At 53.3% G+C, this 23,964-nt stretch carries 24 protein-coding genes and 1 pseudogene; 8 read left to right on the top strand and 17 right to left on the bottom strand.

Translation table 11 applies throughout. The features are described from left to right. Nucleotides 1-1,452 (bottom strand): 3-isopropylmalate dehydratase large subunit, encoded by a 1,452-nt coding sequence (gene leuC / locus CTT34_RS07940; protein WP_159341943.1) that lies wholly within the window; start codon nucleotides 1,450-1,452, stop codon nucleotides 1-3. 156 nt (nucleotides 1,453-1,608) lie between these two features. Between leuC and CTT34_RS07935 the strand changes: the two genes are divergently transcribed. Continuing rightward, on the top strand, nucleotides 1,609-2,511 hold the full coding sequence (locus CTT34_RS07935; RefSeq protein WP_159341942.1) for a LysR family transcriptional regulator: 903 nt from the start codon (nucleotides 1,609-1,611) through the stop codon (nucleotides 2,509-2,511). A gap of 2 nt (nucleotides 2,512-2,513) precedes the next feature. Here CTT34_RS07935 and CTT34_RS07930 read toward each other — a convergent pair whose 3' ends face one another. From CTT34_RS07930 to CTT34_RS07920, 3 genes are all read right to left on the bottom strand, one after another. Further along, complete coding sequence (locus CTT34_RS07930; RefSeq protein WP_159341941.1) at nucleotides 2,514-3,197, bottom strand: NAD(P)H-binding protein; 684 nt, start codon at nucleotides 3,195-3,197, stop codon at nucleotides 2,514-2,516. Between the two features lie 193 nt (nucleotides 3,198-3,390). After that, nucleotides 3,391-3,801: a thiol-disulfide oxidoreductase DCC family protein gene (locus CTT34_RS07925; protein WP_159341940.1), complete on the bottom strand. Its 411-nt coding sequence runs from the start codon at nucleotides 3,799-3,801 to the stop codon at nucleotides 3,391-3,393. 116 nt (nucleotides 3,802-3,917) lie between these two features. Then, nucleotides 3,918-4,439 (bottom strand): DMT family transporter, encoded by a 522-nt coding sequence (locus CTT34_RS07920; RefSeq protein WP_159341939.1) that lies wholly within the window; start codon nucleotides 4,437-4,439, stop codon nucleotides 3,918-3,920. Nucleotides 4,440-4,533: 94 nt separating this feature from the next. On the opposite strand from CTT34_RS07920, the gene CTT34_RS07915 reads away from it, so the two are divergent. Then, on the top strand, nucleotides 4,534-5,445 hold the full coding sequence (locus CTT34_RS07915) for a LysR family transcriptional regulator (protein ID WP_159341938.1): 912 nt from the start codon (nucleotides 4,534-4,536) through the stop codon (nucleotides 5,443-5,445). Nucleotides 5,446-5,685: 240 nt separating this feature from the next. Here the strand turns inward: CTT34_RS07915 and CTT34_RS07910 are convergent, their stop codons facing one another. From CTT34_RS07910 to CTT34_RS07890, 7 genes and pseudogenes are all read right to left on the bottom strand, one after another. Continuing rightward, nucleotides 5,686-6,252 (bottom strand): histidine phosphatase family protein, encoded by a 567-nt coding sequence (locus CTT34_RS07910; RefSeq protein ID WP_159341937.1) that lies wholly within the window; start codon nucleotides 6,250-6,252, stop codon nucleotides 5,686-5,688. Between the two features lie 76 nt (nucleotides 6,253-6,328). After that, a pseudogene (locus CTT34_RS18705) lies at nucleotides 6,329-6,409 on the bottom strand (hypothetical protein); the annotation flags it as partial. Nucleotides 6,410-6,424: 15 nt separating this feature from the next. Further along, the gene (locus CTT34_RS07905) at nucleotides 6,425-8,296 is read right to left on the bottom strand and encodes a coiled-coil domain-containing protein (RefSeq protein WP_217352990.1); all 1,872 of its coding nucleotides are present in this window, start codon (nucleotides 8,294-8,296) and stop codon (nucleotides 6,425-6,427) included. Nucleotides 8,297-8,414: 118 nt separating this feature from the next. Continuing rightward, on the bottom strand, nucleotides 8,415-8,936 hold the full coding sequence (locus CTT34_RS07900) for a hypothetical protein (RefSeq protein ID WP_217352989.1): 522 nt from the start codon (nucleotides 8,934-8,936) through the stop codon (nucleotides 8,415-8,417). After that, entirely contained in the window at nucleotides 8,929-9,600 is a 672-nt protein-coding gene (locus CTT34_RS18305) for a hypothetical protein (protein WP_217352988.1), read from the bottom strand. The genes CTT34_RS07900 and CTT34_RS18305 overlap by 8 nt, the downstream gene beginning before the upstream one ends. Then, complete coding sequence (locus tag CTT34_RS18300; RefSeq protein WP_217352987.1) at nucleotides 9,563-10,165, bottom strand: hypothetical protein; 603 nt, start codon at nucleotides 10,163-10,165, stop codon at nucleotides 9,563-9,565. Before CTT34_RS18300 ends, CTT34_RS18305 begins: the two co-directional genes overlap by 38 nt. Nucleotides 10,166-10,324: 159 nt before the next feature. Continuing rightward, a complete protein-coding gene (locus tag CTT34_RS07890; protein WP_159341936.1) occupies nucleotides 10,325-11,194 on the bottom strand; it encodes a DUF2971 domain-containing protein in 870 nt (289 codons plus the stop codon). A 546-nt stretch (nucleotides 11,195-11,740) separates the two neighbouring features. Here CTT34_RS07890 and CTT34_RS07885 point away from each other — a divergent pair. Next, the gene (locus CTT34_RS07885; protein ID WP_159341935.1) at nucleotides 11,741-13,054 is read left to right on the top strand and encodes a hypothetical protein; all 1,314 of its coding nucleotides are present in this window, start codon (nucleotides 11,741-11,743) and stop codon (nucleotides 13,052-13,054) included. Between the two features lie 3 nt (nucleotides 13,055-13,057). Here the strand turns inward: CTT34_RS07885 and CTT34_RS07880 are convergent, their stop codons facing one another. Then, nucleotides 13,058-13,576, bottom strand: coding sequence for a zinc ribbon-containing protein (locus CTT34_RS07880; protein WP_159341934.1), 519 nt, complete (start codon nucleotides 13,574-13,576; stop codon nucleotides 13,058-13,060). A gap of 162 nt (nucleotides 13,577-13,738) precedes the next feature. On the opposite strand from CTT34_RS07880, the gene leuS reads away from it, so the two are divergent. The 5 genes from leuS to CTT34_RS07855 all read left to right on the top strand — a co-directional run bounded on the left by leuS (nucleotide 13,739) and on the right by CTT34_RS07855 (nucleotide 19,325). Next, nucleotides 13,739-16,324, top strand: coding sequence for a leucine--tRNA ligase (gene leuS, locus CTT34_RS07875; RefSeq protein WP_159341933.1), 2,586 nt, complete (start codon nucleotides 13,739-13,741; stop codon nucleotides 16,322-16,324). Continuing rightward, nucleotides 16,321-16,815: an LPS-assembly lipoprotein LptE gene (locus CTT34_RS07870; protein ID WP_159341932.1), complete on the top strand. Its 495-nt coding sequence runs from the start codon at nucleotides 16,321-16,323 to the stop codon at nucleotides 16,813-16,815. Before leuS ends, CTT34_RS07870 begins: the two co-directional genes overlap by 4 nt. Continuing rightward, nucleotides 16,812-17,879: a DNA polymerase III subunit delta gene (gene holA, locus CTT34_RS07865; RefSeq protein ID WP_159341931.1), complete on the top strand. Its 1,068-nt coding sequence runs from the start codon at nucleotides 16,812-16,814 to the stop codon at nucleotides 17,877-17,879. Before CTT34_RS07870 ends, holA begins: the two co-directional genes overlap by 4 nt. A 98-nt stretch (nucleotides 17,880-17,977) precedes the next feature. Further along, the gene (locus CTT34_RS07860; protein ID WP_159341930.1) at nucleotides 17,978-18,376 is read left to right on the top strand and encodes a PA2779 family protein; all 399 of its coding nucleotides are present in this window, start codon (nucleotides 17,978-17,980) and stop codon (nucleotides 18,374-18,376) included. Continuing rightward, entirely contained in the window at nucleotides 18,354-19,325 is a 972-nt protein-coding gene (locus CTT34_RS07855; RefSeq protein WP_159341929.1) for a PA2778 family cysteine peptidase, read from the top strand. The genes CTT34_RS07860 and CTT34_RS07855 overlap by 23 nt, the downstream gene beginning before the upstream one ends. Before the next feature lie 70 nt (nucleotides 19,326-19,395). Here the strand turns inward: CTT34_RS07855 and sthA are convergent, their stop codons facing one another. From sthA to CTT34_RS07830, 5 genes are all read right to left on the bottom strand, one after another. After that, nucleotides 19,396-20,787, bottom strand: coding sequence for a Si-specific NAD(P)(+) transhydrogenase (gene sthA / locus CTT34_RS07850; protein ID WP_159341928.1), 1,392 nt, complete (start codon nucleotides 20,785-20,787; stop codon nucleotides 19,396-19,398). A gap of 121 nt (nucleotides 20,788-20,908) precedes the next feature. Beyond that, nucleotides 20,909-21,163 carry a (Na+)-NQR maturation NqrM gene (gene nqrM, locus CTT34_RS07845; protein ID WP_159341927.1) on the bottom strand — a complete coding sequence of 85 codons (255 nt, stop codon included), beginning with the start codon at nucleotides 21,161-21,163 and terminating at the stop codon, nucleotides 20,909-20,911. 211 nt (nucleotides 21,164-21,374) lie between these two features. Further along, nucleotides 21,375-22,607: an NADH:ubiquinone reductase (Na(+)-transporting) subunit F gene (nqrF, locus tag CTT34_RS07840; RefSeq protein WP_159341926.1), complete on the bottom strand. Its 1,233-nt coding sequence runs from the start codon at nucleotides 22,605-22,607 to the stop codon at nucleotides 21,375-21,377. Nucleotides 22,608-22,675: 68 nt separating this feature from the next. Further along, on the bottom strand, nucleotides 22,676-23,293 hold the full coding sequence (gene nqrE / locus CTT34_RS07835; protein WP_044628064.1) for an NADH:ubiquinone reductase (Na(+)-transporting) subunit E: 618 nt from the start codon (nucleotides 23,291-23,293) through the stop codon (nucleotides 22,676-22,678). A gap of 1 nt (nucleotide 23,294) precedes the next feature. Next, nucleotides 23,295-23,963, bottom strand: coding sequence for an NADH:ubiquinone reductase (Na(+)-transporting) subunit D (locus CTT34_RS07830; protein ID WP_120387062.1), 669 nt, complete (start codon nucleotides 23,961-23,963; stop codon nucleotides 23,295-23,297). Nucleotide 23,964: the final 1 nt, after the last annotated feature.

Below are 23,964 nucleotides of genomic sequence, written 5' to 3'. Positions count from 1 at the left end.
TTAGGCCTCCTGCGCGTGGGTGGCGTCGTTAGCGGGTAAGGTGCGTACGTCGACGAAGTGACCGGCAATGGCGGCGGCCGCTGCCATGGCAGGACTCACCAAGTGAGTGCGACCGCCATAGCCCTGGCGCCCTTCGAAGTTACGGTTGGAGGTAGACGCACAGTGCTCGCCCGCGCCCAGCTTATCCGCGTTCATGGCCAAGCACATGGAGCAGCCCGGCTCGCGCCACTCAAAGCCCGCTTCAATGAAGATTTTGTCCAGGCCTTCCGCTTCCGCTTGGCGCTTCACCAAGCCAGAGCCCGGTACGACCATGGCCAGCTTGATGGAGTCTGCCACTTTGTTGCCCTTCGCCACTTTGGCAGCTTCGCGCAGGTCTTCGATGCGCGAGTTGGTGCAGGAGCCGATAAAGACTTTATCCAGTTTGATATCGGTGATCTTCTGGTTCGCCTGCAGTCCCATGTACTCCAACGCGCGGGCATGGCTGCGCTGCACGGTTTCATCCAGGGCGGCTTTGGGGTCGGGCACTTGGCCTGAAATACCGGTGACCATTTCCGGGCTGGTGCCCCAGCTCACCTGCGGCTCAATCTCTTCGGCTTTGAGCGTCACCACTTTATCGAAGTGGGCATCCGCATCCGATACCAGGTTGCGCCAATCGGCCACAGCGGCTTCCCACTGCTCTGCGGTGGGCGCAAAGGGGCGTTTAGCGAGGTAGTCGATGGTGGTGTCATCCACGGCAATCAGGCCCACGCGAGCACCCGCTTCAATCGCCATGTTGCACACCGTCATGCGGCCTTCCATGGAGAGCGACTCGATGGCGCTGCCCGCAAACTCGATAGCGTAGCCTGTGCCACCAGCGGTGCCGATCTTACCGATGATCGCCAACACGACGTCTTTTGCGGTCACGCCCAGGCCCAGCTCGCCTTCGACGCGCACCTGCATGTTCTTCATTTTCTGCGCCAGCAGGCACTGGGTGGCCAAGACGTGCTCGACTTCCGAGGTGCCGATACCGTGGGCCAACGCGCCAAACGCGCCGTGGGTGGCCGTGTGGGAGTCACCGCATACCACGGTCATACCCGGCAGTGTGGCGCCCTGCTCAGGGCCCACCACGTGCACGATGCCCTGGCGCGGGTCGTTGATCTTGAACTCTTCGATGCCGTACTCGACGCAGTTGTCGTCCAGGGTTTGCACCTGAATGAGCGAGACCGGATCTTTGATACCGCTGTTACCCTCGGCGCGCTCTTTCACCGTGGTGGGCACGTTGTGATCCGGCGTGGCCAGGTTGGCATCCAAACGCCAGGGCTTACGGTTCGCCAAACGCAGGCCTTCGAACGCCTGAGGCGAGGTCACTTCGTGGAGCAACTGGCGGTCGATGTAGATCAGCGCCGTACCGTCGTCGCGCTGCTTCACCAAATGCTGGTTCCAGAGTTTGTCGTAAAGCGTTTGACCTGACATGTGGCTCTCCTGGGCGGTGCCCTGCTAGTTCGTTATGGCAGCCTCTGCGTGCTGCTTCTATGGCATGCAAGGAGTGTTACGCGACTCGCGCATAAAAGCAATTCATGTTATTCATACTTTAGATTCCAAACAGGAATAGCAACCAGGGAGCCGCCCGTGGATACCCAAAGCCTGCAAGCCTTTCTCGCCGTGGCGGAAACCCAAAGCTTCTCCCGCGCTGCCGAACAGCTCCATCTCACACAGCCTGCGGTCAGCAAGCGCATTGCCACGCTGGAAGACCTGCTGGGCACGCGACTTTTCGACCGCATTGGGCGGCGCATCGCACTGACCGAAGCAGGCAACGTGCTGCTGCCCAACGCCCAGCGCATTCTGTTTACCGTTGAAGATAGCCGCCGCGCGCTGGCCAATCTCTCTGGTCAAGTGGGCGGCAAACTGACGCTCGCCACCAGCCACCACATTGGCCTGCACCGCCTGCCGCCGCTACTGAAGCAGTACACCCAGCGCCATCCCGAAGTGGCGCTGGATCTGCATTTCCTGGATTCCGAACTGGCTTACCAGGGCGTGATGGATGGCACGCTGGAAATGGCCATCGTCACCCTGGCTCCCCACCCCGTTGAACAGCTTCAGGTCGTGGAGCTATGGCGTGACCGACTATGCTTCGTCTGCGCCAGCGACCATCCACTCGCCGACCGCAGTCGCAACAACGGCAGGCCTCTCAGCTTGGCAGAACTGTGTGAGGTAAACTGCATATTGCCGGGGGCCAAAACCTTCACTCGCACGCTGATTGGCCAACGCTTTGAGGAAGCAGGCCTCACCCTGCCCGTGAGCATGTCGACCAACTACTTAGAAACACTCAAAATGATGTGCGGCGTAGGGCTCGGCTGGAGCCTGCTGCCGGAAAGGATGATCGACAGCGAGCTGGTAGAGCTACCCGTGGACACCGCGCCCATTCATCGCCCGCTCGGCTATCTGGTGCACACCAACCGAACGCTCTCCAACGCTGCGCGCAAGATGATCGAAGAGCTGGAGCACAGCCGCCAACCCGGCCACACGCATTAACGCTAGGGGCTTTCACTCTGGTGCATGGCCGCATTCGAGAGCACGAACGACACGCGCCCGTCGGCGGCGCCCAACGCCGCGTCGACCATTGCCGCCGCCACGACGCGCACCTCGATCGGCCGTACCGAGCGCGGCAACCAACGTGACGCTGGTGCTAAAAGCGCACTCGCCCACGACTCTGCCAACCGCCCATCCTCTGGCCGTCCTAATAACAGCGAAGGCCGAGCAAAGAACACGCAGGGCAACCCCAGCGACTGAACATCCCGCTCCACCTCGCCTTTCACACGGTTATAAAACACCGAAGAGCGCGCATTCGCCCCGTGCGCCGTCACCACGCCTAACCCACTCACCCCTGCCGTTTTACACGCCCGCGCAAACGCCAGCACCAACCCATGATCCACACGGCGAAACGCCGCTTTACTCCCCGCCTGCTTCTTCGTGGTGCCCAGCGCCACAAAGGCCACGGCACCGGCGGGCATACACTCGGCGGCCTGGGCTTCTAACTGGTCGAAATCGAGCAGCGCAGGCTGGATTTTGGAAACGATAGCGTTGGGAAATTCACGGGTAATATCCAGCTCACGGCGGGTAATCACGATGACGCTTTCCACCTCACCCCGCTGGGTAAGCTGAGTAACAAGCTGCTGACCAATAGCGCCAGTAGCACCAAGAACGATGGCGGTGGGCATGGATTAACCTTTCCTTATGGTGTTAGTGCCATAGACACAGAACCCTACTGACGCGAGTAGGCAAAGAATGAAATTGTAGCGCGTGGTAACGAGCGATCAGCGAGGCACCCGCGAGGCCGCGCCACCCCAATAAATAACATGCACGCGCTTACCCCCCACCAACGTCTGGTTGAAACAAATACCCGCACAAAGGCTAAGTGTCGATACCCACAAACCGCGACTTCACCTCTACTGTCGGCACCATACAAGCCTCTTTCTTACCAAAAAGCGTATAACGATTCCGAGCGAATAATTTATAAGCCGCGTCTCTAATCGGCCTGGGCACAACCTTGAATGCATAACAGAGCCGCCACGGCCCTTTTAGCTCTTTGGCGATCTCAAGGGCCGCCTCTGAAAGCACGTAACACTTACCAGCCTTGATAAGCACCAAGGTGTCCATGCCCACATCGGGCATGTTGAAGCGCTGCGTGAGTTCCTGCGCCAACTCGCTCTGCATCGGGGTGAATGCAAAGATTCCCTCTGGGTCTCGCTTGATGATGAAATTCACTGCTCCATTACAGAAGTTGCAAACACCATCGAATATGACGATATATCGATTATCCATAGGCTCCTGAAAGAAAGATGATGGTTCGCTTGAAGAGCATAACCAAACTTACACTACGTCCACTTACCGTTCGAGCGACGTTGAACCGTGCAGATTCATCGAAAAACCTTGTGCCTTCATGAATGGGCGGTGCGTGATACGACCTGATCAGCATCGTGTTGAGCTGGTTTGGTCGTGGATGAGAACCACAGCACCGTCACCATGCCCACTATTACCATCACCACGCCCAACACACGCCCCACGCTGACCTCTCTAACAGGCAAGTTCATCCAGCCGTGGTAATCCAGCAGCAGCGATGCGATCAGCTGCCCTGCAATCACACACACCATAAAGCTCGTGGCCCCCACCCGCGGCACCAATATTAGCGCCGACGATACGTAGATAGCGCCTGCGACGCCGCCCAGCCATCCCCAGGCGGGCAAGTGCCTAGCAGCCCCGAAAACGGGAGGCGCTGCCTGCATCGCCAGTGCAATGGGGATGACGACAAGAATACTGACCACCAGAGAGACCAGCGTTGCCCAAAGAGGATGGCCTAGCGCTCGGCCTAATTCCGCGTTACTACCGGCTTGAAATGGCACCAAAGCGCCTGCGACGACCGCTACTGCCGCCAACCCTACCACGGTGAGAGATGAATTCATGACAAGACTCCTGATGCGTCTGAAAGGGTCTTTTATCTTGTACAATTCATTTCATTAATTGAAATTCCATTTTTTATTTTTCATTATTCAAACTATGAATAATTTAAGACGTATCGATCTCAATCTGCTGGTCGCTCTGCACGCACTACTGACCGAAAAGCACGTCTCGCGAGCGGCACGGCGCTTACATAAAAGCCAGCCCGCCGTCAGCCATGCACTCGCTCATTTGCGCACTATTTTTGACGACCCGTTGCTGGTGCGACGAGCAGGCAAACTGGAACTCACTTCCCGCGCCAGCGAGCTACTACCGGCATTGACGGAAGCACTGCATCAGGTAGGCACGCTGCTCGACCAGCCCGCCTTCGACCCCGCTCGGACAAAGCGACTATTTAGGCTCGCCATGTCGGACTATGGCTCTCGGGTCATCCTGCCGGGGCTGGTAAAGCGCTTGCGTTCCTGCGCGCCGGGGATCGATCTTCAAGTCACGCAAGGCAGCCGCGCCTCGATGCTGGCAGGTGTACATGATGGAGAGATCGACTTGGCGTTTGGGGTGTTCCCATCGCCGCTTGCCGATGAGTTACGCACCCGAACGCTCTTCATCGAGCACTTCGTGAGTGCGGCGGATAAACACACCCTGCCCAGGTCCGGTAGCCTGGATAAAGACGAATGGCTCTCGCGGCCACATGTACTGGTCGCTCTGCAAAGCAACGAAGCCGGTGAGATAGAACACGCCCTGCAGCGAGAAGGCGTCACCCGCAGGATAGCGATGACCCTGCCCCACTGGGGCATCGCTAGCAGTTTAGTGGCCAACACGGACTTGATATTGACCGCTGCACGGCGCAGCTTCGATCTATTTCTGGAGGACTCACCGCTACAGCTTTTCGCCCCTCCCTTTGCCATCGACCCGTTTGCCTACGAGATGGTTTGGCACTCACGGCGGGAAAGCGATGCCGGGCACAACTGGCTAAGACAAATGATCGTTGAGATGTTGGGAGAAAGCGCGTGATTTTGCGGCATCAGCTCTCGACGGTGATACCCACCACCCAGGTCAATACCCTTGTAGCGCGTGGTAACGAGCGATCAGCGAGGCACCCGCGAGGCCGCGCCACCAAAACATTATCCATGCTAAAGATGGTTCAGTACGACGTGGTCAAGAGCACTAGTAACTACTGTTGAACGCTTAGCAACCCAGCGAACCACAAAACTTGTGGGCGCTCAGGGCTGGAAAGTCGGTCGCCACAAGTCGTTAGCTAGAAGAAATTGGTCGGTTGATATAGCTGACCATATTTACGGCACCTACCGATACATGACTCAGCCCACAATTATCGTGCGGGAACCTTGTTTTATGGGGCAAAGCCAGCATGCTGTTTAATAATTCGCGAAGCATGTGCCCATGCGTTACCACCAATATCCTGGAATGAGGCTGGGTGTCGATTAGCTTTTTTGCCTGTACCACACGCTCCATGAATGCACCTGGTGACTCATTTTCATGGGGGTAGTCATGGCCCGATACGTGACGGAAATACTTGGGCTCCTCTCGAGCGGGAGTCTCAGTCAACACTAACTGCCCCTCAGCTAAACAAGGGTGAATCTCAATCTCTATTCTGGCAACCTCAACAAAAGGTTGAATGGTTTGCAGGGCTCTCGGATACGGAGAGCACAGAATGCACTCGATCTCCAATTCCAAGAGACGTCCTATGATGCTCTGTGCCTGATAGTGGCCATGCTGTGTGAGCGCGTCACCGCTTCCTGTTGCTAACGCACCATCACGGTTCGTTTCTGTTTCTGCGTGTCTTAAAAGGAATACATCCATACTTTATTACTTTTAACGCTTTGCTCACCGGTAAATTATGAGCGCAGTGAATAATTTATCCGTGTGCAGCAACTTGTTAACTTTCAGATCTGGTCTGCCGGCATGTATAGCAAACAGTATAATAAGCTAAGCAGACTAATTCGTTGCAGTAAGTGTGATTGTAAAAAAATAGTCAATAAGTGAATTTCTTCTCTTTCAAAAGCATGTGCTCCTTCTGTTTCCTATCTGGCATAAAGAGTACACGATTGTCTTTTAAGGAATCTGGATATTTATTTAAACCTGTTGAAATAATGACCTGAAAGTCAACCCCATATTCTTGTAAGCCTTCAAGCTGCCTAATACAGTTTTGTAGATAGTCTAATTCAATTCCGGCAGTCTCAGGGGTATCAATCAGTAGAAAGCGTGGGAATGTCACCGATTTATCGGACAATGATAAATGCATTAGAGCAATAAAGTACATTAACCGGATCGAAACAAGTGCACTGGTCTCCCGATAGAGTCCATCGTTGATCGAAGGCAAATAGTTATCAAGTCTAATCTTGGCTGATCTGCAATCAGGCAAGGTATTTTTCATCAGCTCATTATAGATTTCACTAAATTCATTTACTTTTGAGGTAACATCTTGTTGAGCTTTAATTTCAAGTCCTTTTCTTTTAAGTTCGGCATCTTTTGCTTTTGAGCTAACCAAGTCAAAGTCTTTTTGAAAACCCTCTAGTTTTGATTCAACTTCTAACAATCGATTTAGATTCGCGACATCCTCCCTGAGTTGCAATATTTTATCGTCAATATCATTTAGGCTTTCAATATCAATAACTTCATCGACCCGCCCAAGCATTTCCTTTAGCTTTTCACGTAACGCCACTGATTGTTTCTCTACCATCTCGATCTCATTTTTGGTCTCTTGAACTTCGGAGTCACAATCATCGTAAGCAGTTTTAATTGTTGATAAAGCCTTAAGCTTGGAATTTAGAATATCCTTATATTCTTTTGACGTGTAGAAAAACCTTTCATACTGCTCTTCTTCAATCGAAGCACCACAAACACAATGCCCTTCAACACGATCCACATTACTTAAGCAATATGGGCAAGTATCGGAAGTAAAAAGGTTTAGCTGATCGTGGGAAAAAATAACTTTTTCAATGCGCCTAATTTCTGAAACAGACTCGTTTCTAACTATGTTTAACTTGTACCTTTCATCGAGAATAGAAATGAGACTTTCTTTCAATCGACTTAACTTTAATTCGCAATCAATTAATTCCGACTTGCACGACTCAATATCTTGATTGACTGTATTCGAACCAGACCGGTTACGCTTAAATGCCAGTCTTGCATCATGTAGCTTGTCAATTTGCTTTTCATTGTCCAAAATTTCTTTTTGCAAAAAACTAACATTTTTAGCTTCGCCATTTTTTCGCATCTTATCAGCTAATAACGAGTACTCACTTACAACCGCTTTAGCCAAGCTTTTTTCTCTCGATAGTTTCTTTTCTTCGGAAATGGAGTCGTAATAATTAGAATAAGCTTCACCAACTAAGAGTTCGAAAATAGCCTTTCTAACCAACTCTGAATCAGATACATATGTAGAATTAGTATCTGGCTTTTTATAAATCCCCTCCGGGTTCGGCTGCTGGTCGTGATAAATCAACCGCATCAAATCGGATATATTAATTTTAAATGTATTGTAACCGTGAAAAAGCTCGACTACAGATATTTTCAGCTTCCCAAGAATCCAGTCAGAAAAAACATATGCATCTTTGCTTCTATTGACGGAATATATTTCAACCTTATCCTCCAATAGAACAAACCCCACCTTCTCTTCAAGCAAAGTCTTTTTGTCTTCTGAGTATACTTTTTCAACAACTCGCTCATAGGGAATTACTGTTATTTCATTATCTCCAAAGTAGCGCCTAAGCAAATAGCTTTCATTATTAATCGATATATAAAGATCAACATAGTTGTCGCTATCGGATGTAATTTCATCGTGACGCTTATCATTATCTCTTCGGAATATTGGAACTTCACCCCCAAATGCAAAATAAATCAAATTACAAAAGTGCTTTTCCCTGTTCCATTGTCACCCTCAATCAGGATGATATTTTTATCGAATTCTTTTGATTCGAAGTAATACTTACTTCCCTCATAAACAAGCTTATTAACCCGCATCAGGCCCATGTTCGAACTCCGTTTTCAACATAAATTTTATTTAACATGGTATCCAGAGTTAATGACGCTAACCGTCCAACTTTCTTTGATACACGTTTTATATTCTTAAATTCAGACGCAAAAACATTGCTATTTAAAAAGCCACCAGGAAGATTATTTTTAGTCAAAGTCACATTAATCTCTTGCGCCTTGCCTTGATTTAAACTCACATAACCTTTCTTCTCAAGAACAAACAACAGCTTAAGAATTTCACTTCTTAGAGTTAATCCGTTCGAATAGCTATCAAGCAAACACTCGTAATCTTTAGGATTCAGCTTTTCTCCTGAAGAATGAGAAAGCACATAGACTATTTTATCATCACCGATAATATCGGTTAGAAACGCCAACTTTCTATAATCTCTAAAATATTTACCATTACGACAGCCTAAAGAATCCAAAATGACAAAAATGGAATAGCAATAAAGATAAAAATCTTCACCGCTTAGGTACATTAGTCTTTTTTTTGCACTTACGTCATTCATCACTATACTCATCAAAAGCTAAAAAACACTCATCAAATAAATTCCAAATAATTCCTTCTATCGTTTTATCATTGGAAATTGTATATTTGTAATCGCTCTTTAACTTAGAAATATCCTCTACCGCTCTCGATACAAGTGTTTTAAGAACAGCATCCATATCGCCACCACTTCTAGGAGCGACATAGCAACCCCCAGAAAAATATTCCTCACAGGCTTCAAAAACACGATACTTCAAAGACAAAAAAGATTTGTCCGCTTCACACTCTTCATACTTAGAACTACTTGCCTTTCTTGCCAATTGTTTAATTCGACGCTCTGAAATATCATCTATTACTGAAAGCACCTTTTCTTTCAAGTTTCGCTTGTCGGTCACCTCTTTTTCCAACTCAGCAATGTAACGCCATGTAGGATCTATACTTTCATCAGGAATTTGCGACTCTGCTTCTTTAAAAATTAATTTCACATCTGAACTATGAACCAGCTTGTCAACTAAGTTTTTACTATTCTGCCTTTCACTCAACTTATCCATTAACAAACAAAATATTATGTTTTCTTTACCTATATGCGCATTGTTGTGAATAGGCGAGTTCTCAATATCTTTTAAAACAGCCTGCTTGAGTTCATCCTCATTTTCCTGACCGAAATGCCACAAGATTATTCTCAAAAAAATCCTTGAACCTATCAACAGTTAGACCTTGAAGTGTTTCCAGGTTTCCTGACGTTGATTTTTCTTTATACTGCGAAGCGTACTCTTCAGAAATAATGTCTTTCACTAAGCAAATCGTATCATCTGAAGCATCATCTAGCGACTGAAGAATTTTTAAAATCGGCTCATCCGGCAAATCTATTTTTTCACCACTTTCGAGCTTGGACTTTCTTTCCTTTCCAATATTTCTCGTTGTATAAAAACCCAAATAGACATTGTTACTGGTGCGAAATTGGTCTATATAGATATCAAAAAAGCTGACCAGTGTATTAGTTACAGGAGGACTAAAAATTGTGAAGTTACCATTCAGATCATAGTTTTTGTCTTCTTCGAAATAACTGCTAACTTCACCATCGACGATAGTCTGATGAGAAACATCTTCAAGGTTTTCAACCGCAGTGAAAAATACAGTGTTTGCATCTTGCTTAATCGTCTTAAGCATGAGCTTTATCGCCCTTATGAGCTGTAATCTAAAGCCTTTGCCAGAGTCCCCAGCTTCTCTATCGATTGTCACTGCTGCCATACGAAAATGTCGCCTTGATTAAACATTGGTCAATGTACTAGATCGCTCTTTAAAAGTTAACGCCTTCAGTTGCGGCTTGGGTGAACTGGCGGCATTTTTGCTGCGCAGCGCGAAAAAGGTGATAGTTTACCCAAGTCCAGCAAGCTGAACTTGTTAACTTTACCAACTGCTGAATGGAATTTGGGATTCATTTATTTCTACCTTCCCAAGGTTAAATGATTTAATAAGCTTTTCTATTGAACTGATGCATCGTTGAGGGTTTGGGTTGGGTCCGACGATAATCTCTATAATGGGAGATTTCTCACCATCAAAGACTGGGAGCTGAATATACGGAATTAAATGAGAGCTCCCTGTACGGAATTCTATTTTACTTTCAGGGTTCGGAGCCACAATGCGCCATTCAGCTTCCTCATGAAAGCCAAAATTCTTTACCCTTGGAGCAAGATCATTAATTTCATTTGTAAATTTATTTACTGCCGTATCAGCTAGTTCCTTACCATCACCTAAAGTAACAAGAGCTCTATAACCCAACTCATGATCAACTTGCCCTTTTGTATCTCGTGCTTCATATTCACTTCTGGATATTAGCGGCTTAGGGAAATTAGAAAAGCACTCATCAAGCAACTGAGATATGATTTTTTCTTGCTCACTATGAGAGTAAAGGCATTTTGAAAGGTGGTAGCCTTTACTATCGCAAAACTTCTGTATGGCAATTTTGTCAAACCCAATACAAATGCCACCGCCTTGAGGACAATAGCCTCGCCACTGACTCAACAAATCTTTTTTCTCACTAAAACTAGACACATAAACATCATGCACTTGCATCTTTTCTAGAGCATCTCTAACTGTCCAGCCAAAAGCAGCCAAATAATCATCTTCCATAAAAATATTTCCGGAAAATGCCTTAGCAAATCGGATAGCTTGGCGATATTCACTCGAATCATTTAAATATTCGCAGTGGCTAGCCCAGATACTTTTGCCACTCAAAATGCCTAATAGACCCTGTAAATTTGTATAGTGATATAGCATCTGAACCTTTTGAAGTTAACAGAGGTTATATAGCCCGCTACATAACCCCAATAACTGAGCGATCACAGTTATTAATGTTATACAGCTCCAAAAAACCACCTAACCCATTGATTTTAGATTACATCCCCTTGGCTCAGGCTACATATCCTCTATTATCGTGCCCGCTCGTTTTGCCTGTTTAATCATACTCTATTCATAAAATTTGCTTAGGTCACCTATCTTGCGAAAATTTTTGCGTGCCTTAGGTGGCACAATCGGCACCGCGTTGCGGTGCTTCGCGGGTGCCTCACTTCGTTCGTTACGCCGCGTTACGGGATCGGTGGCGTTATTGTTGGAATGGTGGCTGGATCATCGCGCGCTGAAGCGCCCTCCCACTCCTTCCATCTCTCACATCTGTCATCTCCCACACCTTCCATTTTTTAACTCTGTCACCTCCCACATCTGCCATCTATCACACATGTCATCTCACTTACCCCGTCACTTGTTGCTACTAGCCTTCTCTTGCAAACCCGATTAGCCTGCTAACTCAACCAGTAAGGGATTGAGATGCAAGAGACGACGACGCGGCAGCGCTTAGCGGGGGTGTTGGTGCTGCTGGGGCTTTTGGCGCAGATAGTGGGGTTTACCGGGGCGGTGCCGACCGCGCAGGTGGTGAGCTATTTGCTGTGGGCGGCGGTGGCGCTGCTGTGGCGGGATATTCCCAAGCGTTCGCGCATTCAGGCGGGGGTGTTGATTGCCCTGGGTGTGGTGATGCTGGTGGTGGCGCAAACGGTGTATGGCGCGGCGGTTAACTGGCCTGCCATGCTGCAGGGGAATGTGTTCGTGGCTTCCATGCTGGTGGGCGTGAGTTTTATCTCGCTGATCGGCACCCAGGGCAACAAGCGTGCGCCGGGTAAGCGGGTAACGGGGGCGGACGGCGTGCTGCGTACCTGGCTGGGGGTACATTTTCTTGGCACGATTTTGAATCTATCGACGGTATTCATGGTGGGCGACCGCTTGGCTCGGCGCGCGCCGTTGACCACACCGCAGCTACTGGCGCTGAACCGGGGGCTTTCTAGCGCAGCCCTTTGGTCGCCCTTCTTTGCCTCCATGGCGGTGGTGATTGCTCTGGTGCCATCGGTGCAGTACGCCCAGATTGCCGTAGTGGGTTTTCCGATGGCCATGCTCTCGGGGCTATTGACCACATTAGAGCTGCGGCGGCGGTTCGATTTGGCCGAGGTGGATGGTTTTTCGCTATCGCCGCGTAGCCTGCTGATGCCGGCGGGCATGGCGGCGCTGGTGATGCTGTTTCACTTCTGGATCACGCCGTCGCTCACTATCGTCAGCATTATTACCTTTTTATTACCGGGGGTGGCGCTGTTAAGCAACCTGCGGGAAGGCCTGCGTTTTACCCTGCGGCGCATTCGCCAGCACACCGTTACCCGGCTGCCCGCCATGCGTGGGGAAATTTCGCTGTTTTTGGCAGCGGGGTTATTAACATTAGGGCTTTCGACGCTGGTGGCTGCCGCTGCGGGCGATGAGTGGACGCTGTTTGCCCGCTTTGGTACCTGGCAGGCCATGGCCAGCTTTGCCGCCATTACGCTGAGCGCGCTGGCGGGGCTACACCCGATTATTGGCGTTTCGGTGCTGGCGTCTATTTTGGATTTGAGCGGCGGCGAGCAAACGCTGTTTGCCTTTGTGGCGTTAAGCGCCTGGGCGGTGGGCACTAGCGTGGGGCCGCTTTCCGGTATTAACCTTTCCTTGCAGGGGCGCTATGGGGTGAGCGGTTATCGCATGATGAAAGATAACCTGCCCTATGCGGCGATGATGAGCCTGCTCTCGCTGGGCGCGATCGCAGGCTTGGGCGCTTGGCTGGGTTAACAATCAGGTTTCGATGATTTTATTGGGGAAGCGGTAGAAGTAGCGGTGGCCGCACTGGTGGCAGGGTTCCAGCCGAGCGACTTCGTTGAGCATCACTTGGGCATCGCAGTGGGTGCATGCCATTAACCCGGGGGCGGCCATTTCGCCTTCGCAGTAGTCGGCACGGGCAGCTTCCAAGTCGTCCTCGAAGCGTTCGCGCTCGACGATGCTGCGGTCGGCAATCGAGAGCAGCGATTCCGCCACTCGACGGGAGAGCTGATCAATATCGATGCCTAGCCAGCTGGCCACCTGCTTGCCGGTATCCGCCATGTAGTAGCGCATATCTTTTAAGTCGCGCTCTACCCAGGCGCGCAGTAGGGCCAGCTCGTCTTTGGTGTACTCTTCAAGCTCTGCCTCGAAGGCAACGGCGTCGTCCAAATCCTTTTGCAGGTTGTCCCAGGTGAGCTCGTTGGCGCCGTCTTGCATGCGCTCCAACAGGCGCTCGTAGCCTTCGCGAAGGCGGTGATCGTTATGTTTTTCCATGGGTCCTCTCCTTTTGTCGCCACAGGTGCTGCCTATCATCGGCTAGCCGTTCAAGGATACACCTGCATAGGATACAATCGACGCTACTTATCTGACAGTCGTCATCTACTATTCACTTTGCGCCCTTTTTGGGCGAATGACCCCAAGGCATTGAAAACACCGATGGACGCACATTACAGCCCCCGTGATATCGAACGTGATGCTCAGCAGTACTGGGACAAACACCAGTGCTTTAAAGCCGTAGAAGACGCCAACCGCGAAAAGTTCTACTGCCTATCCATGTTCCCCTACCCCAGCGGCAAGCTGCACATGGGCCACGTGCGTAATTACACTATCGGCGACGTTGTCTCACGTTTCCAGCGCATGCAGGGTAAAAATGTCATGCAGCCCATGGGCTGGGATGCGTTCGGGATGCCGGCGGAGAATGCCGCGATTCAAAACCAGGTGCCACCCGCCAAGTGGACCTATCAAAACATCGATTACATGCGCAACCAGTTGAAGGCATTGGGCTTTGCCTACGACTGGAGCCGCGAATTCGCCACCTGCGATACCAGCTACTACCGCTGGGAGCAGTGGTTCTTCACCAAGCTGGTGGAAAAAGGCTTGGTGTACAAGAAGATGTCCACGGTGAACTGGGACCCTGTCGATCAAACCGTCCTCGCCAACGAACAGGTCATCGACGGCTGCGGCTGGCGTTCCGGCGCGCCGGTGGAGCGTAAAGAGATCCCGCTGTGGTTCTTGAAGATTACCGACTACGCCGATGAGCTGCTGGCGGATTTAGATAACGTCGAGTGGCCCGAGCAGGTCAAAACCATGCAGCGCAACTGGATTGGTAAATCCCGTGGCGTCGAGCTGAGCTTTGATATTAAAGCCGCCGATGGCAGCGCCTGCGAGCCGCTGGCGGTGTACACCACCCGCCCGGATACGCTGATGGGCGTGACCTACGTGGCCGTGGCCGCTGGTCACCCGCTGGCGAAACAGGCCGCCGAGCAGAGCAGCGAGTTGGCGGCGTTCTGTGAAGAGTGTGCCAAAGGCGGCACCTCTGAAGCGGAAATGGCCACCAAAGAGAAGCTGGGCATGGCCACGGGCCATAAGGCCATTCACCCGTTAAGCGGTGAAGAAGTGCCGGTATTCGTGGCTAACTTCGTGCTGATGGAGTTCGGCACCGGCGCGGTCATGGCCGTACCCGCCCACGACCAGCGCGACTGGGAATTTGCCACCAAGTACGGCGTTGAGCTGAAGCCGGTAGTGGCCGACGAGCACGGCAATACGCCGGATATCTCTGAAGGCGCTTACACCGAGCACGGTACGCTGATTAATTCCGGCGAGTTCGATGGCCTGGAATTCCAAGCCGCGTTCAATGCCATTGCCGCCAAACTGGCCGAGCTTGGCCGTGGCGAAGTGAAAACCAACTATCGCCTGCGTGATTGGGGTATTGCCCGCCAGCGTTACTGGGGCGCGCCGATTCCGGTGAAGTACGGCCCGGAAGGTCAAACCGTGCCGCTCTCCGATGACGAGCTGCCCGTCGCGCTGCCCATGGAAGTCACCGTGGATGCCTCTGGCTCGCCGCTGAAGAAGATGCCGGAGTTCTCCGAGCTGGGCGATGGCTGGGTGCGTGAAACCGACACCTTCGATACCTTCATGGAGTCCTCCTGGTACTTCGCCCGCTTCTGCTGTGCGGATAACCACGAAGCCATGCTGGACGAGCGCGCCAACTACTGGCTGCCGGTGGATCTCTACATTGGCGGTATCGAACACGCCATTCTGCACCTGCTCTACGCCCGCTTCTTCCACAAGCTGCTGCGCGATTTCGGCATGGTCGATTCCGACGAGCCGTTCCAGCAGCTGCTCACCCAAGGCATGGTGATCGCGGAAACCTTCTACCGCATTAAAGATAACGGCGGTAAAGAGTGGTTCAACCCCGCCGATGTGGAAGTGAAGCGCGATGAGAAAGGCCGCCCGCTGAGCGCCATTTTGATGAGCGACGGCCAGCCCGTTGAAATGGGCGGCATCGAGAAGATGTCCAAGTCGAAGAACAACGGCGTGGATCCGCAGTCGATGATCGACAAGTTCGGTGCCGACACCGTGCGCCTGTTCATGATGTTTGCCGCCCCGCCTGAGCAGTCGCTGGAGTGGTCGGATTCTGGCGTCGAAGGCGCACACCGCTTCCTGAAGCGCATCTGGCGTCAGGTGAGCGAGCACCTGGAAGCGGGCACGCCGGGCACGCTGAACGTCGATGCACTCAACGACGATCAAAAAGCGTTGCGTCGCAAAACCCACGAAACCATCAAGAAAGCCAGCGACGATATTGGCCGCCGCACCACGTTCAACACCGCCATTGCGGCTGTGATGGAGCTTTCTAACGCGGTCGCTAAATTCGACGATACCTCTGAACTGGGCCTCGCGGTTAGCCGTGAAGCGCTGGAAGCCTGCGTGCTGCTGCTGGCTCCGATTACCCCGCACCTGTGCCACACCCTGTGGCAGCAGTTGGGCCATGAGCAGCCCGCCATTGAAGCCCAGTGGCCGAAAGTAGACGAAGCCGCCCTGACCCGCGACAGCATCGAGCTGGTGGTACAGGTGAACGGTAAACTGCGCGCCCGCCTGGAAGCCCCGGCCAGCGCCGACAAAGCCGCCATTGAGCAACTGGCGATGGAAAACGAAAACGTCCAGCGCCATTTGGAAGGCAAAACGGTTCGTAAGGTGATCGTGGTGCCCGGCAAGCTGGTTAACATTGTGGTGAGTGGATGAATCGCCGTCGCTTTTTGACCCTCAGCATCGCCGCTTCAGCGGCGGTGCTGCTCAGTGGCTGTGGGTTCCGCCTGCGCGGCTCGGAATCCATGCCACGCCTGCCCGCGCTTTCGCTAGAGGGCGATGACAACAGCGCTCTCGCTCAGCAGCTTCGCACGCGCTTACAGCAGTTAGGCACGGACGTTGAGAGCAGCGCGCCGTGGCGCGTAACGCTGGGCACACCGTCACTGCAGGAGCGGCGCATTGGCACCGATGGCCGCGCAAGCCGTGAGCATGAACTAACGCTAAGCACGTCGCTGTCGGTGCAGCAGTGGGACACCAGCGCTTACGCATTGAACAATGCCACGGTGGCGACCAGCACGCGCATTCGCGTCAGCGATGACGATCTGCTGAATCGGGAAACCCTTTTCCAGGAAGCGGAGCAGACACTGACCCGCCAGCTCGCCCAGCGCATCGTAGAGCGGTTGGCCAATCTCGAGGCGTTGCGGTGAAGGTATTTGCCGATCAACTGCCTGCCGCCCTGGCCAAGAAGCTGCCGAAAGCGGTGATCGTGGCGGGTGACGAGCCGCTACAGCATCGCGATGCCTGCGATGCAGTGCGTGCCGCCGCTCGCCAGGCGGGCATCGAAGAGCGGGAAGTGCTGGACGTGGAGCCCAACTTTGCCTGGGGACGGCTCTTGGAAACCGCCAGCAACCTCTCGCTGTTTGCCTCCAACAAGCTGTTAGAACTGCGTTTGGGCAATCAAAAACTGGGGCAGGAAGGCACCAAAGCGCTGGCGCAGTACGCAGACATGATGGACGGCAGCGATGACCTGCTGCTGGTCAGCATGGGTAAGGTGGATGCCAAGCAGCAGAAGAGCGCCTGGTTCAAAGCGTTGGACAAGCACGGCTTGTTCGTACCCGTGTGGCCGGTCGATGCCTCGCGCCTTGGCTACTGGCTGCGGGATAGAGCCTCGCATCACGGCCTGCAGATCGATCTCGAAGCGGCCCGGCTGCTGGGTGAGCGTACCGAAGGCAACCTGTTGGCGGCGGATCAAGAGCTACAGAAGCTAGCGCTGATCTACCCGGCCAACACTCGACTCAACGTCGAACACATTGCCCAGGGCGTGGAGGACAGCACCCGCTTTGACGTCTTCAATCTGGCGGATGCCTGCTTGAAGGGCGAGCCCAGCCGTGCCTCTAGGATCGTCAACGGCCTGAAAAGCGAAGGCGTGGAAGCGCCGATCGTCCTATGGGCACTGACGCGTGAGCTGCGCACCCTACTATCGCTACATCAGCATCTGGATCAGGGGCAGAGTTTCGAGCACGCCTGCAAAACCCAAAAGCCGATGATTTTCGATAAGCGCCGTCCGGCATATCAAAAAGCCATTGGCCGCCTTTCCATGAAGCGGCTGCACAAACTATTGCTGATGGCCCAGCGCTTGGATTTAGCGGTAAAAGGCGCCTCTGCCGTGCCGCTTTGGCCGGGGCTTCACGATCTGGCCATGACTATGGCGGGTGCTAAAGGCATTCTGGCCGAAACCCCTTGGACCTATCGCATTAGTGCAAATAATTAGCACTTTGCATTTTTGCCTTAAAACCGCATCTGTTTGTTTCTATACTACTTGCTAGGTCATTCATGGCCTGCTCCCTGATAAGTCTAAGGATGAAGACGATGAAAACAGTGCGTGCTTACCTCTCGACCCTTTTGATGATTGCGTTAGTGTTCGCCAGCCTGCCCGTCGTGGCAGCCCCGACCGCCCCGCAAGGCATGGACTTGGTATCGACGCAGTCTGTTTTAGCAGGCGACCGTGCCGGCGCTGATCGCGAGCGTATCAATGAAATCCTCGCCCGTGCCGATGTGCAGGATCAGCTGCTAAAGCAGGGTGTCAATCCTGCCGACGTCGAAGCCCGTGTGGCGGCCCTTAGCGATGCCGAAGCTCAGCAAATGGCACAACAGCTCGAACAACTGCCTGCCGGTGCCGGTGTGGTAGGAGCGCTGTTCGCGGTGTTCGTGATTCTGCTGGTAACGGATATTCTTGGTCTGACCGATGTTTACCCGTTCACTCGCTAAGTCGTCTGCAGTGATGAATCGCTCCGTCAACGCCCGCTCTGCGGGCGTTTTACTGTTAAGCCTGCTGATCGTAATGCTCACCGGCTGCGCCCGCAGCCCGGTACTGTTAGAGAGCACTAGATCGAGCCTGGCCCCGCAAACCGAGCTTACCGATGTGCCGTTTTTCGCCCAAACCGAGTACCAGTGCGGCCCGGCGACCCTGGCCATGGTACTCAATTACGAGGGCGTCGAGGTTAGCTTAGACGAGCTAATTCCTCAGGTATTCTTGCCTGGGCGTGATGGCAGCGTGCAGCCGGAAATGTTGGCCACGGTACGCCGCTACGAACGGCTGGCAATTCCCATCCGAGGTACCATGGATGCTCTGCTCGCGCACCTGGAAGCAGGCAACCCGGTCGTCGTGATGCAGAACCTCGCCCTGCCCGCCTTTCCCATGTGGCACTATGCGGTGGCCATTGGCTTTGATTTGCCCAACGAGGCGCTGATACTGCGCAGCGGTGAGATCGAGCGGCATACCCTGTCGTTTAGCCGTTTTGATGCTACCTGGGCGCGCACTGAGCGCTGGGGCTTTGTGGTCAGCGAGCCGGGCAGCCTGCCGGAGGGCGTGACCGCGCGCAATGCCTTGGAAGCGATTAGCGCCTTTGAAGAGCAGCACGGCCCCGACACAACGCTGAGTAGCTGGCAGGCATTCGCCGAGCGCTTCCCGCAGAACCCGATGGGCCAGTTCGCTCTGGGCAACGCGCTTTACGCAACACAGGAACCCGAGGCAGCGTTAGCTGCGTTTGAAAACGCCACACAGATTGACCCGAACATGGGTGCCGCGTGGTTGAACCTCGCCATCTTGCAGCTTCAGCAAGAGGACACCGCCGCCGCCAGGGAATCACTTAGCCAGGCCGCTTCATTAGAAGGCGAATGGCAGCCTCGCGCCCAGCAGCTGCTGGAATCGCTATAGAGGTTATGGTTTCGGAAAGCGATGCTTGAAAAAACACGAAGGGGGCATAACGCCCCCTTCGTGTGGCCGATCAAAAGACGCGGTTTAAGCCATTTTGCGCCGCCACCCGGTAGGCTTCGGCCATGGTTGGGTAGTTGAAGGTCGTATTCACGAAGTACTTGAGCGTATTCGCTTCGCCCTCTTGCTGCATGATCGCTTGGCCGATATGCAGAATCTCCGAGGCTTGGTCACCAAAGCAGTGGATACCCAAAATCTCTAGCGTGTCTTGGTGGAACAAGATCTTGAGCATGCCCACGGTATCGCCGGTAATCTGCGCGCGGGCGGTATCTTTGAAGAACGCCTTGCCCACTTCGTAGGGCACTTTGGCTTCGGTCAACTCGCGCTCGTTGGGGCCAAAGGAGCTGATCTCGGGAATGGTATAGATACCGGTCGGCACATCGCTAACGAAGCGGTACTCTTTTTCCAGCAGCTCGTTACACGAGTTCAAACCCTGGTCGTAGGCGGCGCTGGCAAGGCTTGGCCAACCAATCACATCCCCTGCCGCATAAATATGCGGAATCGACGTCCGGTAGTGTTCATCGACGCTGAGCTGGCCTCGGCCGTTGGCTTCTAGTCCGATGTTCTCAAGCCCTAAACTGTCAGTATTACCGGTCCGGCCATTGGCCCAGAGGAACGCATCGGCGCGAATTTTCTTGCCGGATTTGAGGCGTACCACGACCCCGGCCTCGTCGCCCTCGACGCTCTCGTACTCTTCGTTGTGACGAATCAATACACCGTGCTTGCGTAGATGGTACGAGAGCGCATCGCTGATCTCGTCGTCCAAGAACGACAGCAGGCTATCGCGGTTGTTGATCAGATCGACTTTGACGCCCAGGCCCGAGAAAATGGAGGCGTACTCACAGCCGATGACACCAGCGCCAAAGATCACCAGCGTACGCGGAGTATGGGAAAGGCTTAGGATGGTATCGGAGCAATAGATGCGCGGGTGACGGAAGTTGATATCCGCCGGGCGATAAGGGCGTGAGCCGGTGGCGATGACGATTTTTTTGGCCACTAGCTCTTCCATGCCCTCTTGGCGGTCGCGAACCACGACGGTGTGCTCGTCTTTGAAGCGCGCCACACCGTGAAAGAGATCGATGCGGTTGCGCGCATAAAAGGTGGTGCGCATTTCGACCTGTTTGTCGATCGTGCCACGCGAGCGCTCCATGACTTTAGGGAAAGAGAACCAGCGCGGCTCACCGATATCGCGGAACATGCGGTTGGTGTTGAACGCCATGATCTGCTTGACCTGATGGCGCAGCGCTTTGGATGGGATAGTGCCCCAGTGAGTGCAGTTACCGCCTACTTGGGCCTGTTTCTCAATGATCGCCACCCGCATACCGTGTTTGGCAGCATTGATGGCAGCGCTTTCTCCGGCGGGGCCGGTACCGATAACCACGACATCGTAATTGTGAACCGCCATACGGATTGGATCTCCTTGTTCCCTTACATTTTCGTCAGCGCATACGTAAACGCCCGCGGTTAAGCGAGCGTTCGACGTATGTGTGCGCGTACATCATGAGTGAATAACGGCACGATGGGGCTTAACGGCGTGTGACATCGTAGCCCAGGTCTGCCCCGCGACTTTCATCGCTACGACGGCGCAGACTACCGCGTTTGCGGTTCTCTTCTTCGCAAACATCGTCTTTGCCACCGCAGATATCGCAGCCATCCTTCATACCAATTTGGTTCAACCCGCCGCAGGAACCTGCGATGGGTTTACGCCCCATCAGTACACCGACGGCCATGGCACCCATGATCAGCGCCATAAAACCAAATACCAGTAGCCAAATTGCCATGTGGTCCTCCCAGCATTGCGTTAAGTGCCTTACCTGCCGACAGTCATTGCGCCGATAAGTGCCTTAAAAGTTACCGCCTATTGTACCCTAGCCGATGCAAAATGATCAGGCATTCGAGGCAATTTCCACACGATGTGCGTTCCCATCACCTCAAAAACAAACGGGGCTAGCCCTAAGGCTAGCCCCGTTTCTAACGCACGCTGACGCGACATTAGCCGCCGAAGTCATCCAACAGGATGTTTTCCGGCTCGACCCCCATATCCAGCAGCAGCTTGATAACGGAAGCGTTCATCATGGGCGGCCCACACATGTAGTACTCACAATCTTCAGGCGCCGGGTGGTCCTTCAGATAGTTTTCGTACAGCACGTTGTGGATGAAGCCCGTCGGGCCTTCCCAGTTGTCTTCCGGCTGCGGATCGGACAGCGCCAGATGCCACTCGAAGTTCGGGAACTCTTCTGCCAGCTGATCGTACTCTTCGTTGTAGAAGGTCTCACGCCAGGAGCGCGCACCGTACCAGAACGAGATCTTACGATCCGACTTCAAACGCTTGAGCTGGTCGAAGATGTGGCTACGCATCGGTGCCATGCCCGCACCACCCCCGATGAAGACCATCTCGGCATCGGTGTCTTTGGCAAAGAACTCACCAAACGGCCCCATGACGGTCACTTTGTCACCCGGCTTCAGGCTGAAGACGTAAGTCGACATCAGGCCCGGCGGATGGCTGGTGCCAGGAGGCGGCGTCGCGATACGAATGTTGAACTTGAGGAGACCTTTCTCTTCCGGGTAGTTCGCCATGGAGTAGGCGCGGATGATTTCCTCGTTGTTCTTATGGGAAATGTCGAACAGGCCAAACTTTTCCCAGTCGCCACGGTACTCTTCTTCGATATCGAAGTCTGAGAACTTGATGTCGTAGGGCGGTGCAACGAGCTGAACGTAACCACCGGCGCGGAAAGCTACTTCTTCGCCTTCAGGCAGCTTCAGGTTGAGCTCCTTGATGAAGGTTGCGACGTTCGGGTTGGCCGTTACTTCGGTTTCCCACTTCTTCACGCCGAAGACTTCTTCCGGCACTTCTACTTTCATGTCCTGCTTTACAGGAACCTGACAAGAGAGGCGCCAGCCTTCTTTCTTCTCACGCATGGTGAAGTGCGACTCTTCGGTCGGCAGGATAGAACCGCCGCCCTCTTCGACCCGGCACTTACACTGGGCGCAGGAACCGCCGCCGCCACAGGCAGAAGAGAGGAAGATACCGTTGGCCGCCAGGGTGTTCAGTAGCTTGCCGCCGGCTTGGGTCTTCAGGGTGTGCTCGGGGTCGCCGTTGACTTCGATCGTCACGTCCCCGCTACTCACTAGCTTGCTGCGCGCTGCCAGAATGATCGCCGTCAAACTAATGACGATGACCGTGAACATGACAACACCGAGCAAGATGACAGATGTATCAACCATGTCGGTTTCCTATTGCTGAAGGTTTTCTGTACCTCGGCAGCCTGGGCTGCCGAGAAAACCGGCTCCGATTAAAGCTGAATGCCAGAGAAGGACATGAAGCCCAGTGACATCAAGCCAACGGTGATAAACGTAATGCCAAGACCCTGCAGACCGCCCGGCACGTCGCTGTACTTCAGCTTTTCACGAATACCCGCCAGGGCCGCAATCGCTAGCGCCCAACCGGTACCCGCACCGAAGCCATAAACCACGGCTTCGCCAAAGTTGTAGCTACGCTCCACCATGAACAGTACGCCACCGAGGATGGCGCAGTTAACGGTAATCAGCGGCAGGAAGACACCCAGTGCGTTGTAGAGCGACGGCACGTACTTATCAAGGAACATTTCCATGATCTGTACCAGCGCCGCGATGACACCGATGTACGAGAGCAGACCCAGGAATGACAGGTCGATGTTTTCAGCACCGCTAATGCCGGTCCAGGTCAGCGCGCCTTCTTGCAGCAGGTACGTGAATACCAGGTTATTGACCGGTACCGTGATCGTCAGTACGACGATAACGGCGATGCCGAGGCCAATGGCAGAAGACACCTTCTTGGATACCGCTAGGAACGTACACATGCCCAGGAAGAAGGCAAGTGCCATGTTCTCGACGAATACCGAAGCAACGAAAAGGCTCAGATAGTGTTCCATGTTACACGGCCTCCTTCGGCTTGGTGTTGTGCTTCATCTTGAACTCGTTCTCTTCTACCTGCTCGGGGTTGACGGAGCGCAGTACCCAGATCAACAGACCGATGATGAAGAAGGCAGAAGGCGGCAGCAGCAGCAGACCGTTCGGCACGTACCAGCCACCGTTCTGGATGGTCGGCAGGACCGTGAAGCCGAAGATGCTACCCGCACCCAGCAGCTCACGAACGAAACCAACGACCATCAGAACGAAACCGTAGCCCAAGCCGTTACCGATACCGTCCAGGAACGACATGCCCGGCGTATTGGACATCGCGAAACCTTCCGCGCGGCCCATTACGATGCAGTTTGTGATGATCAGACCGACGAACACCGACAGCTGCTTAGACATTTCGTAAGCATAGGCTTTGAGGATCTGGTCGACCACGATAACGAGCGAGGCAATGATGGTCATCTGAACGATGATACGGATCGAGGACGGAATGTGGTTCCGAATCAGCGATACGAACAAGTTCGAGAAAGATGTTACGAAGATAACCGCCAGCGCCATGACCAGCGACACGCTCATGCTGGTGGTGACCGCCAGAGCAGAACAGATCCCCAGAATCTGAAGCGCAATGGGGTTGTTCTTGAAAATCGGCGCCGTCAAAACGCCTTTTGCATTTACATCCGCCATG

It is taken from the genome of Halomonas meridiana (assembly GCF_009846525.1).
Classification (GTDB): Bacteria; Pseudomonadota; Gammaproteobacteria; order Pseudomonadales; family Halomonadaceae; genus Vreelandella.
This window is presented reverse-complemented; position numbering and strand designations above follow the sequence as displayed.